This window comes from Parasulfuritortus cantonensis (assembly GCF_004337445.1).
GTDB classification, from domain to species: Bacteria; Pseudomonadota; Gammaproteobacteria; order Burkholderiales; family Thiobacillaceae; genus Parasulfuritortus; species Parasulfuritortus cantonensis.
In genome coordinates, this window is record NZ_SJZB01000045.1 from 34590 (window position 1) to 46893 (window position 12304).

The 12304-nt window shown below is 67.1% G+C and carries 7 protein-coding genes; 1 reads left to right on the plus strand and 6 read right to left on the minus strand.

Annotated elements, in window-relative coordinates; genetic code table 11:
- Nucleotides 1-10: 10 nt before the first annotated feature.
- Nucleotides 11-2347 carry an alpha-carboxysome scaffolding protein CsoS2 gene (locus EZJ19_RS12945; RefSeq protein WP_206199424.1) on the minus strand — a complete coding sequence of 779 codons (2337 nt, stop codon included), beginning with the start codon at nt 2345-2347 and terminating at the stop codon, nt 11-13.
- A 135-nt stretch (nt 2348-2482) separates the two neighbouring features.
- Between EZJ19_RS12945 and EZJ19_RS12950 the strand changes: the two genes are divergently transcribed.
- Nucleotides 2483-3469: a LysR family transcriptional regulator gene (locus EZJ19_RS12950; RefSeq protein ID WP_206199425.1), complete on the plus strand. Its 987-nt coding sequence runs from the start codon at nt 2483-2485 to the stop codon at nt 3467-3469.
- 79 nt (nt 3470-3548) lie between these two features.
- Here the strand turns inward: EZJ19_RS12950 and EZJ19_RS12955 are convergent, their stop codons facing one another.
- The 5 genes from EZJ19_RS12955 to EZJ19_RS12975 all read right to left on the minus strand — a co-directional run bounded on the left by EZJ19_RS12955 (nt 3549) and on the right by EZJ19_RS12975 (nt 12276).
- Nucleotides 3549-3893: a P-II family nitrogen regulator gene (locus EZJ19_RS12955; RefSeq protein ID WP_131448244.1), complete on the minus strand. Its 345-nt coding sequence runs from the start codon at nt 3891-3893 to the stop codon at nt 3549-3551.
- On the minus strand, nt 3890-7003 hold the full coding sequence (locus EZJ19_RS12960; RefSeq protein WP_131448246.1) for a DUF2309 domain-containing protein: 3114 nt from the start codon (nt 7001-7003) through the stop codon (nt 3890-3892). The genes EZJ19_RS12955 and EZJ19_RS12960 overlap by 4 nt, the downstream gene beginning before the upstream one ends.
- Nucleotides 7000-7743, minus strand: a complete 744-nt coding sequence (locus EZJ19_RS12965; protein WP_131448248.1) for a hypothetical protein — start codon at nt 7741-7743, stop codon at nt 7000-7002. Before EZJ19_RS12965 ends, EZJ19_RS12960 begins: the two co-directional genes overlap by 4 nt.
- 1 nt (nt 7744) lies before the next feature.
- Nucleotides 7745-9421, minus strand: coding sequence for an NADH-quinone oxidoreductase subunit 5 family protein (locus tag EZJ19_RS12970; RefSeq protein ID WP_131448337.1), 1677 nt, complete (start codon nt 9419-9421; stop codon nt 7745-7747).
- Nucleotides 9422-9786: 365 nt separating this feature from the next.
- Complete coding sequence (locus EZJ19_RS12975; protein ID WP_240754766.1) at nt 9787-12276, minus strand: glycogen/starch/alpha-glucan phosphorylase; 2490 nt, start codon at nt 12274-12276, stop codon at nt 9787-9789.
- Between the last annotated feature and the right edge of the window lie 28 nt (nt 12277-12304).

Sequence of the window (12304 nt, forward strand, 5' to 3'; positions counted from 1 at the left end):
GGTCAGCCCCTTAGCCTCGTGCGCCGCCGGAGACCGTGATCACGGCGCCCTTGCCTGCGTTGCCGCTGCTGCCGGTGACCTTGGCAATCGGCACCTCGGGGCGCTCGATCTCCTTGTTGGCCCGTGCGCCGACGCCCATGCCACGCTGCATCCCGCGCAGGGTGGGATTGCGCGACTGCGCCCAGCGGCCCTCGGTGCCGGTGACGTTGCCGCTGCGGGCCCAGTCGTCGCCGGTGATCCGGGGACCGGCCTCGCGACCTTCGCCGGTGATGCGCTCGGCCATGGATTCGGGTTCGACCGGCGCCGGGGTCCTCATGGCCATCGGCGCGCCCATCGGACGGTAGCCGTCGTTGTAGCGGAACTCGGGCGTACCCGAGACCAGGCCGCCGGCCATGTTAACCGGACCGGTAATGCGGCCGGAACCGCCGTAGCCCGTGCCGGTGATGCGGCCGGTCATCTCGCGCGCCGGGGATGACACGCTGAACGACTCGGGACGCGGCGCCGCCGGCTTCATGGTCATGGCCATGGCGGGCCGCATCGCCGGATTCCGGAAGCGCGGCGCCATGGTGTCGCCATGCTGGCAGCCGCACGGGGTGGCGATGTCCTCGCTGCCGCCGTAGGGCGTACCGCTGATGGCCAAGCCGCTGCCCGGCTCGTCGCCGGTGACGTGGGCGGCGCCGCCGACCATGGTGCCGGAGACCGGCAGGCCGTGCGGGGTCTGGCTCACGCCCACCTTGTAGGCGGCAGGCGAGACCACGTCGGGGGTGCTGGGACAGGAACCGGCAAAGTGTTCCTGGCCGTAATACTCCGTACCGGTGACGGGCTGGCACCCCCCGTGATCGTCACCGGTCGATTTTGGGCTTTGCAAGGCGCCTCCCATGCGGGAACCCGTCAGCGCGCGGCCGGCCATGGTGTGCATCAGCGAGGCCTTGTCCGGCGCGCCGCCGCACAGCGTGCCCCGCGCATACTGGGAACCGGTGACGCGCTGGCAGGAACCGGGCTCGTTGCCCGTCACCCGTTCGCTGCGGTCCACCAGGTTGCCTGTGATGCGCTGGCCGCGTTCGCTGGCGTCGATGCCGACCTTGGCCGGACCCGGCGCCGGGCGCGTGTTGCAGACCGACTGGAACTGTTCGTTCGACAGGTACTCGGTACCGGAGATGGTGCGGCAGGAGCCGGCCTCGTCGCCGGTGACCTTGCGCGAGTTTCCAACCTCGGTGCCCGACACGGGACGACCGGCCAGGGTGTGCGTCAGCGCAACCTTGCTCGGACCGTTGATGGTCATGCGGGCAGCGCCGGCGTCGGCATACTGCGAGCCGGTGATGGCCTTCTGCGCACCCGGCTCGGTGCCGGTGACACGCTTGGCGCGGGCCTCGTCGGAACCGGTGATGGTGAGGCCCTTGCGCTCGGTGGTGCCGGCCACGACCTTCTCGGGACGCGACATCAGACCCTTGCTCTGGCAGAACTCGGCAAAGCCTTCGCTACCCAGATACTCGGTGCCGGAGACCGGCCTGCAGCTGCCGGGTTCGTCGCCGGTGACCTTGGCCGAACGGCCGACTTCGGTACCGCTCACCCACTGGCCGCGGCTGGTGGCGCTCATGCCGACCTTGGCCCGACCCGCGATGGGTTGGCCGGCCTCGGGCTTGCTCGAACAGAACGACTCGAACTGCTCGCTGCCGACGTACTCGGTGCCGGTGATGGCGCGGCAGCCGCCGGACTCATTGCCGGTGACCTTGCTGGTGCGGTCCACCTGGTTGCCGGTCACGCTCTGGCCGGACAGGGTGGTGCCGGTCTCGACCTTGGCCGGTGCTTCCATGGACTGGGGACGCATGCGGCCGCTCGGGCGGCTGGGTGCGGTTTCGCACCGGCCGTTGGTGCACTGCTCGGCGCGGCGTTTGCGGGCGATGTCGCGGCCGGTCATCTCGCCGCCGCCGGCCGCGCGATACCCGTTGGCCGAGGACTTCTTCGGCACGGCGGACTTGCCCTGGCTGGACATGGCGCGACGGCGGTCGCGGCAGAGCTGGCGCACGCTGTTGGCATCCTCGCCGGTGGCGTCGGGGCTTTCCTCGACGATGGCGCACAGGGTGTCCAGTTGTTCCGCCACCGCCTGGGTGTCGGCCTGGCTTTCGACGATGCCTTCGCCCGCGGGCCGCGGCGCGCCGACCGGTGTCGGCTCGAGGGCCGGGGCCGTGGCGACGGCAGCTTCAGCGGTCCGCGATTGGGTCCGTGTCCTGGCGCTGACCATGCCGAGTCCTTTCTTGCCGCCCTGGGCCAGCATGGCGCGACGGGCGCGTGCCAGCTCCTTGCCGCTGAGGCCGGCGGTACTTATCGATGCAGATTGTTCTGGCATGATGCTTCCTCTACAGAAATCACTATCCGGAATCCCTCTGGCGCTAAATGCCCGCCAGACGGTTGCGACTATAGGGATGGCGTGTAATGAACTACAGTTAATTGTTAATATGGTGTTCATTAACAGGAGTTAATCATGAACATCCGCCACGTCACCCTGCACCAGCTCAGGCTTTTCCATAGCCTGGGCACTCACCGGAGCTACACCCGGGTCGCCGAGGAACTGTTCCTGACCCAGCCCGCCGTCTCCATACAAATCAAGCGCCTGGAGGAAAGCGTGGGCATGCCGCTGGTCGAGCAGATGGGCAAGCGTCTGTTTCTGACCGAGGCCGGCTGCGAGTTGTATGACGCGTCGCGTGACGTGCTCGAGCGCCTGCGCGTCCTGAACGAGGACATGATCGGCCTGGAAAGCGGCGTGAAGGGCCCGATCAACCTGGCCGCCATCACCACCGCCAAGTACTTCATGCCGCATCTGCTGGGCGCCTTCCTGCGCGACTATCCGGAGGTGACGCCGCGCCTCACCATCACCAACCAGGCCCGCGTCGTGGAACGCCTGGAAGCCAATCTGGACGACATGGTGGTGATGGGCACCCTGCCGGAAGACATGGAGCTGGAGGCGGAGCTCTTCCTAGACAACCCGATCGTGGTCGTCGCCCATCCCGATCACCCGCTGGTCGGCGAGCAGAACATCCCGCTGGCGCGCATCGCCGAGGAACGCTTCCTGGCGCGCGAACCCGGCTCCGGCACGCGCGCCGCGCGCACCCGGCTGTTCGCCGAACACGGCCTGGACGCCAACGTCTACATGGAACTGGGCAGCAGCGAGGCCATCAAGCAGGCCGTGATGGCCGGCCTGGGCATCTCCGTGCTATCCAAGCACAACCTCGCCGTGGAACTGGAAGCGGGGCTGATTTCGGTGCTCGACGTGGAGCATTTCCCGCTCATGCGGCAGTGGTATGCCGTGCACCTGAAAGGCAAGAAGCTGTCGAACACGGCACGCAAGTTCCGCGACTTCCTGCTGCGTGACGGCGCGCGCATCTGGGAAAAGGTGCAACCGCATACGCACCTGACGCCCGCGCCGAGCGCAAAGGCGGTGCGCCCCGCGCCGCGCAAGAGATCGACCTGAGCCGCCGAGGCCCGGCCGGCCAGCCGCGCGTCACGGCTGCGTGGCGAGTTGCGGCGGCGCCCCGGCACCACGTCAGCGGTCAGCCCGCCTGCTCGCCGGCGCCGGTGAACTTCACCAGCCGCGTGACCTGAATGTCGGAGATGAATACCACGCCGGTGTGTTTGCCGAAAAAGGGCGCATAGCCCTCCAGGATCGGCTTCACCAACTCCTCCGGCACGGCCACGATGATCATGATCAGCACGGCGTCCTCGTTGAACATCAGGTGGCCTTCGTGGAATCCGTGCTGGCCCTTGCCCGAGAGGTTGTTGACGATGGTGTAGCCGGTGACGCCGGCGCGATCCAGGAGATCGGTGGCGAAGTCCTGGTGGGCACCTTCGAGGATGATCTCCAATTTCTTGAGGGGACTGAAGTTCAGGTTCTTCATGCCGCGAGCTCCTTGATGTCGTTGCCGAACGCGTCGGCCGCATATGCGTGCCAGCTGCCGTCCTCGTAGATGTGATAGGTGCCGGTCTCGGGGTCCGCGACGGTCATGCGCACCCATTCGTTGCGAACCAGCGTCTTGACGTTGACCACGTGCTCGATGGCGTTGCGCGCGTGTTCGAACGGCGCTTCGATCACGGTCAGCAGACGCATCGGTTCGTGGTAGGGCAAGCCGTCCTTGAGCACGGTCTGCGCCGGCAGGCCGGTACGCAGGTCGCTCAGGTTGCCGGTCATCACGCCGAAGCGGCCGGCGACGTTGTGGTAGACCTTGCTGCCGCTGCCGTAACACTCGTTGTCGACGGTCGAGAAGTAGTGCTCCATGTTGATCCACTGGCCGACCACCAGCGGCCCGGCCAGGATGTTCTCCAGCAGGCGGCCCTTCGGGTCGTGGCGGTAGTCGTAGGACTGCAGGAACGAACGCCCGTCCAGGTCGAGCTTCTCGGTCAGGTCGCGGCGGCCGATGACGAACGCGGCGTTGCGCGACAGGCCCCACTCGGGCCGCACCTGCGACCAATCGGTGGCATTGCGCTGCGCGCTGCGGAAGGCCTGCGCCGGGTCGACTTCGCCAGCCGCCAACGCCAGTGTCGGCAGACGCTCGGCCGCGCACAGCCGCGAGGCCGCCTGCAGGCCGTTGCTGAGTCGGTCCAGGTAGACCAGGTGACTGGGCGGCAGCAGGTCGAGATCGTGCAACTTCAGCTCGTCGGTGGTGGTGTTGTGCAGGGCCGGCACGAACCAGGTGTCGTCGGCGATGTCGATGCCCTGCTCGCGCAACCGGGTGCGCACCGCCGGCTTGTTGGCGATCTGCGCCAGCACGCGGGCATTGACAAGGCCGTGGTTGCCGCCGCAGGCGCCGCAGTCGAGCGCCGACTCGTAGGGGTTGTTCTCGGACTGGCTGCCGTGGCCGGTCAACAGCACGAAGCGCGAGAAGCCCTCGGTGAGTCCGATCGAGCGTAGCGCGACGCTGACGTAGTTGACCTGTTCATCGAGCGTGAAGCCGATGCGGCCCAGGCGTTCGAGCTGGATCTGCGCGTAGCCGGCGTCGATGCGGTAGACCTTGCGCAGGCGTTCGATCAGGCGTGCTTCGGCGGCCGCGTCGAGCTTGAACCGGCGCGCCAGCTCGGTCTGGCCCTCGCAGTTGCCGAGCGCGGTCTCACGCAGGTCGCGGATGATCTCGTCGGTGATCGCCTCGCGCTGGATGTCCAGTTCGCGCACCACCGCTTTCACGATCATGGCGCGCTGCAGCGAACGGATGATGGAATCGGCCTGTTCGCGGCTGAGCTTGTCGAGCAACAGGCGGCTGTCCGGCTTTTCCGGATGCAGCCGGCTGCGCCAGCGGTGGTAGGCGCGCGGCGCCAGGCTCTTGCCGAACATGTCCAGGCCGAACAGCAGGCCGATGGCCTCGACCGTGATGTAGGGCGACAGGACCGAGGCCTTGAGTTCGTGGAAGACGTGGTCCAGCACCGAGAAGAAGGCCTCCTGGTCGGCGCTGCGGGCGATGTCGAGCTCGACGACGAGATTCTTCGGCGCCACCACCACCGGGCATAGATGCGTCTCACTGCCCTTCTCCAGGCCGACGAAGCCGACCGGGATGCCGAAGAAGCCGGCGATGCCGAAAGTCTGGTAGTCGCCGACCTTTTCCAGGTGGCGGCGGATGCGCTCGGAACGCACGTCGATGCAGAACATGGCCTGGGCGAACGGCCGCTTCTCGCGCGGCGGCGTGGCCGCCAGGTTGAGCCCGCCCAGGAGCCGTTTCATGTAGCGCGCTTCCTGGGCCTTGAGCCAGATCGCGCCTTCCTCGGCCTCGAACCGCGCCAGGGTATCGAGCAACTGGGCGATGGCCGGCGGCGCCAGCCGGTGCAGGGTCTCGCCCTGGCCGGCCGCCGCCGCCAGCTTGCGCAGTCGTGCCGCGAGGCGGCGGGCTTCCTCGTCGCGTTTGCGCGAGAGGTAGACCGGCACCAGCTTGGCGAGGCGCACTTCATTCCCGCTGTCGAGCGCATCCTCGACCGTGTGGGCGAGGGCCGGCAGGACCTGGCCGCCGTGCAGTTCGCGGCGCAGGTAGGCCTCGCCGGCATGGCCGTCGACGAACGCGGTCAGCGCCTCGACCGTGGCCGGCGTCTTCCGGCGCTGGGCATGCTCGCGCAGCAGCGCCAGGCCGAGCACCAGACGGATCGCCAGGTAATCGACCAGGTCGGCCGGATAGCGCTGGCTCCAGTAGTGGCGCTTGGCGCCGGTGCGCCAGCGGATGAAGCCGGCCCAGCCGTGCAGGCGCGTGAGCTCGGCGGTGAAGTACTCCATCCACGCGTCCTCGGGCACGCCCAGCTCGGTCATCACGTAGCTGATGATGCCCTCCGGCGTTTCGTCCACGGCCAGGATGCGCTTGACGTGGAGGCCGCGGAAGAACAGGCGCAGGTTGCGCCGCGCCACCGCGCTCCAGGACTGAAACAGCCCCTGGCTGCGGCCCGGCATGCGCCACACCGACTGGCCTTCGTCGAAGAAATCGAGACAGCTCTTGATGACCAGTTCATCCAGCGTCTTGCCGATCTCGGTGCCGAACAATGCGTCGACGCTGGCATACAGCGGACGGTCCGGGCGCGCCTCGGCCTTCACGATGCCGGCCAGCGCGGCATCGCCGATGGCTCGCGCCGGCAGGGCCGCGCCGTTGAGCACGGCGTGCACATCGGCTGGATCGGCCAGTGCGTCCGCGGCCCCGTGCGCCGGGTCCGGCCGGGTCAGCAGCGCCATCAGCAGCGCGTGCAGGTCCAGCCCTTCGATGACTGGCTGCGAGGCCAGGAAGCGCCCGACCTGTGCCGCCAGCGCATCGACCTCGATGCGGCCCTGCGCCAGGAAGCGCTGGTACTGCCCGCGTTCCAGATAGCCGTGGCCGTGGAACAGGCGTTCGCCCTCGGCCACCGCCTGCTCGAACTTCAGGTGTTCGAGGCCGTAGAGCGGGTTGTGGTGGATGAAGGTCCGCATCGGCCAGAAGAAGGGAATGGCCTCCCCGGCGACGTGGACCAGCGTGCGGATGTTCAGGCGACGGCCGAGACGCAGACTCATAGTCCCCCTCCGGTGAAGAAGAAGCCGGCGCCGACGAAGGCGGCCAGCACGCCGACCCAGGCCAGGACGGAACCCGGCTGCAGATCTTCGATGCCCTCCTCTCGGCAGGTGCCGGCGACAAAGCCCTGGAGCAGGCGCACCGCCGCCCAGGCCCAGACCAGCCAGATCAGCAGGACGACCACGGCGGCCGAACTGCCCAGGCCATGCATCAACCCCAGCAAGGCGAAGAAGCCCGGGAACGGCGGCGTGGCGACGGCCGCCAGCACGGTCACCACCAGCAGCCCGGCATAACGCGGCAAGGCACTGCCCAGGCCGGGACACAGCCCGGCGTAGGCCGCGCCGAAGCGACGCACCAGCATGCCGTCGAGCAGCGTCGTCAACGCCGCCGGCAGGCTCATCCAGAGGGCAAACAACGCGACCTGCTCGATGCCGGACGCACTCGCCGCCAGCCCCCAGGTCAGCGCAATTGCAGAAGTCGCGAGATACCCGGCCGCACGCCCAAGGTCGCGGCAGGTGAGCAGACGCAGCGCGTACAGCGCGGCCGTGAACAAGGCCCAGCCGACCAGCCACGACGGCACGGCGGTCCCGGCCTGCGCCAGCACGGCCACGCCGACCTGCGGCCAGATCAGCAGCAGGACGAAACGCGCAACCGGCGAACGCACGCGCGCCAGCAGGGCATTGAGCGGCACGCTCAGCGGATAGAGCGGCAGGAACAGGGCGGCGATCAGTAGTAGGGTCATATCACACCCACCTCGACCAGACGTTGAGACGGCGCGAGATGCCGAGCACCGCCTGCGACAGCCAGGCGAAGATGTCGGCGACGTAGAACTCGCGCGAGATCAGCGAATACAGCGCCAGCCGGAAGGCCGAGGCCGGGCCGTTCTGCCGGCCGCGATTGGCCAGGGTGTAGAAGGTTGCCAGCCAGCCCAGCACCACCACCGCCGTGACCAGCCCGACCAGGCCGTAGAAGGTGCTCAGCGGAATGCTGGCCGCCTCGTAGATGCGCTGGCTGAGCGTCGAATCCGGATAGAGGAACTGGCCGAAGGCATGCTCCATCAGCGTGTAGCCGGCGACCACGACGGTGAGCGACAGGACGATCATCGCCATCAGCCGCCACGGGCTTTCGGCCTGCATGCGGTAGGTGGCGAACAAGAGCTGCGCGCCGGTGACCCAGCCGAAGAAGAGCAGGATGATGGCGCCCTGCTCGCCGACGAAGCCGCCGCCCAGCAGCCAGTGCGACAGGCCGAGCAGGACGAACGGCACCACCACGGTGATCGCCGCGGCCAGCAGCCAGGGCAGGCGCGAGCCGGCCGCGCGGCGCTCGACGACGAAGGTGTAGACCTCGTCGTGCGGCACGCCGTCCTGCTTGCGGGCGTTGCCGATCATGCCGCCGGCGCCGAGGAACAACGTCCCTTTGAACAGGCCGTGCGCGATCAGGTGGTAGATGGCGAGCGAGAAGGCGCCCACGCCCACCTCGACGAACATGAAGCCCATCTGGCCCATGGTCGAATAGCCGAGCGACTTCTTGATGTCGTTCTGGGTCAGCATCAGCACCGAGCCGAGGATGGCCGTGACCAGGCCGACCGCGAACACCAGGTGCAGCACGTCGCCGGCATGGACGTAGACCGGCGCGAAGCGGTTGATGACGAAGCCGCCGGCGTTGACGATGCCGGCGTGCATCAGCGCCGAGACCGGGGTCGGCCCTTCCATGGTGTAGGGCAGCCAGGTGTGGAGCGGGAACTGGGCCGAGCGGGCGAACGCCGCCAGCGCCACCAGCAGCGCCACGGTGGGCGCCAGCGGCAGGCCGAGGATGGTCGCCACGTCCGGCGTCTCGGCGATGTGGCTGAACAGCTCCGGCAGCGACACCGTGCCGAAGGCCTGGTAGAGCAGCAGCGCGGCCAGCACCATGGGCACGTCGCCGAGGCGATAGGTGATGAAGGTCCAGAAGGCGTAGCGCTGCGCCTCCTCGCGCCGCAGGTCGTGGCCGAGCAGGAAATAGAGCAGCACGCCGACCAGATGCCAGGCCACCAGCAGGGTGATCAGATCGCCCGCCGTGACCATCAGCAGGATGGTCATCGTCATCAGGTCGAGCAGCGCGAAGAAACGGCCATAGCCCGCGTCCTCGGCCATGTAGCGGACGGAATAGACATGCACCACCAGGCTGATCGCCGACACCAGCACGGCCATGACGCTGCCGAGCGGATCGAGGTACAGCGCGCCCCAGCCGAACGACACCGTATGCGACTGCGGCTGCTGGAAGTGCAGGGTCAGCAGGCCGATGGCGAGCACGGTGGTGAAAGCGGCGAAGCCCACGCTCAGGCGCGCCACGGACGGCCGCGCCATGCGGCCCGCGAACAGGGTGATGAGAACGGCCGAGAGCAACGGCGCGACGGGGAGGAGGATGGCCAGTCGATCCATCACGCCACCTCTCCGTGGCCGGCAAGAATGTTTATCCAGGCAATCTGGCGCTGCATCGAAGACCTCGCATAGTCGTCCCGATTGGGTTACGAGCCGATGGTATGCAAGGCCTTACATAAACAAAAATTTTCGTTTTTTATGAAATATATTAACTATTGTTAATCAATCAGCAGGCTCGCGCGAGGTGCCTGCTGCGTGGCATGTACGTTGAGTTGGATGGCAGAAGCTGCGCCAGCGTGGGCTTCTGCGACGGCGGCCGTCGCAGACCTTCATTCACCTGGCCGGCCACGTCAGGACGTGCGATCTCCGCACGCCTGCAGTAGTCCGGCTCTAAAGGCCTTGGCACGCACTCGCTGTTCCCCGTTTCATCCTCCACTCGCCGCCACCGGCGCCAGTTTCCAGATTTCCGCGTTGTATTCCTGCATGGTCCGGTCGGTGGAGAACTTGCCACTGCAAGCGGTGTTGAGGATGCTCATCCGAGTCCAGCGGTCGCCGTCGCGGTAGGCCGCCGCCGCGCGGTCCTGGGCGTTGACGTAGGCTCGGAAGTCGGCGGCGACCAGCCAGGGGTCGTGAGGGCTGCGTATGGCGTGGATGACGGGATCGAACAGACCGGGCTCGAACTGGTTGAAATGGCCCGATTCGATCAACGTCATCACGCGTTTCAGGTCCGGATCGGCTTCGATGAGGAGGTTCGGATCGTAGCTGTGCCGTGTGGCCTCGACCTCCTCGGCGGTCAGGCCGAACAGGAAGAAGTTGTCGTCGCCCACCTCCTCGCGGATTTCGATGTTGGCGCCGTCCAGGGTGCCGATGGTCACCGCGCCGTTCATCATGAACTTCATGTTGCCGGTGCCCGAGGCCTCCTTGCCGGCGGTGGATATCTGCTCCGACAGATCGGTACCGGGGGCGATGATCTCCATGGCCGAGACGCGGTAGTTGGGCAGGAAGGCGACCTTGAGCCGGCCCGCCATGTCGCTGTCGGTATTGACCACCTCGGCCACCTTGCAGATCAGGGTGATGATGCGCTTGGCCATGAAGTAGCCGGGCGCGGCCTTGCCCCCGATCAGTACGCAGCGGGGCGTCCAGTCACCGACCCCGCCGCTCTTTATCCTGGCGTACAGGTGGATGACGTGGAGGATGTTGAGCAGTTGGCGCTTGTATTCATGGATGCGCTTGACCTGCACGTCGAACAAGGCGTCGGGGTCGAAATCGACCTCGCAGTCGCGTTTCACGAGGGCGGCCAGGCGTGCCTTGTTGGCCCGCTTGGCGGCGCGCCATTGCTGGCGGAAGTCGGCGTCGTCGACCAGCGCGGCCAAGCCGCGCAGCTCGTCCAGCCGGGTGACCCAGCCGGTGCCGATGCGGGCGTCGATCAGGCGGCCGAGCTCGGGGTTGGCGGCGGCCAGCCAGCGGCGCTGGGTGACGCCGTTGGTCTTGTTGTTGAACTTGCCAGGCCAGAGCTCGTAGAAGTCGTGGAACAGGCCCTGCTTGAGCAGGTCGGAATGCAGTTCGGCCACGCCGTTGACCGAGAAGCTGCCGACGATGGCCAGGTAGGCCATGCGCACCTGAGGATCGTCCCCTTCCTCGATCAGCGACATGCGCGCCAGGCGGCCATTGTCGCCCGGCCAACGGCGCGCCACTTCGGCCAGGAAGCGGGCGTTGATCTCGTAGACGATCTCCAGCAGGCGGGGCAGCAACTGGCCGAACAGGCGCACCGACCACTTTTCCAGCGCCTCGGGCAGCAGGGTGTGGTTGGTGTAGGCCATGGTCCGGCTGGTGATGTTCCAGGCTTCCTCCCACTCCAGCCCGTGTTCGTCCATCAGCAGGCGCATCAATTCCGGCACGGCGCAGCTGGGGTGGGTATCGTTGAGCTGGAAGCAGTTCTTCTCGGCGAACCGGCTGAAATCCTCGCCGTGGTTCTGAAGCCAGCGAGCCAGGATGTCCTGCAGGCTGGCCGAGGCCAGGAAGTATTGCTGGCGCAGGCGCAGTTCCTTGCCGTTCTCGCTGGCGTCGTTGGGGTACAGCACCATGGTGATGTTTTCGGCGGCGTTCTTGGAGGCTACCGATTCGGGGTAGGAGCCGCTGTTGAATTCGCCCAGATCGAACTCGTCGGTGGCCGCGGAGCTCCACAGCCGCAAGGTGTTGACGGTGCCGTTACGGTAGCCCGGCACGGCCACATCGTAGGGCACGGCCAGCACGTCATGGCCGTCGACCCAGCTCACGTGCACGCGGCCCCGGGTGTCGGTATGCCGCTCGGTCCGGCCGTAATAGCGGACACGGTGGGTATGCTCGGGACGTTCCAGTTCCCAGGGGTGGCCATCGCGCAGCCAGTGATCGGGTTCCTCGACCTGGCGGCTACCTTCGATATGCTGGCGGAACATGCCGTAGGCATAGCGAATGCCATAACCCACGACCGGCAATTGCAGGGTGGCGCAACTGTCCAGAAAACAGGCCGCCAGGCGGCCCAGGCCGCCGTTGCCGAGGCCGGCGTCGTGCTCGACGTCGATCAACTCTTCCAGGTCCAGACCCAGATTGCGCAGGGCCGCGTCGGTGGTCTCGCCCATGCCCAGATTGAGCAGGGCATTGTTCAGCGCCCGCCCCATGAGGAATTCGAGCGACAGGTAGTAGGCATGTTTGGCGTCCTGCGCCTCGTAGGCGTAACTGGTGTTTTTCCAGCGTTCCATCAGGCGGTCGCGCAACGCCAGCACCAGGGCCTGGTAGGGATAGTGGGCGGAATGGCAGTGACGGTCGCGGCCGAGGAAGTTGCCGAAATAGCGGCGGATATCGAGTGCCAGCGACTCCGGATCCATGCCGAGCGGTGGGGCTTGGTAAAGCTCGGGAGTGGGTTTGCTGGTACGCAACGGAGTTTGCAGGGAAGGGGAATATTTG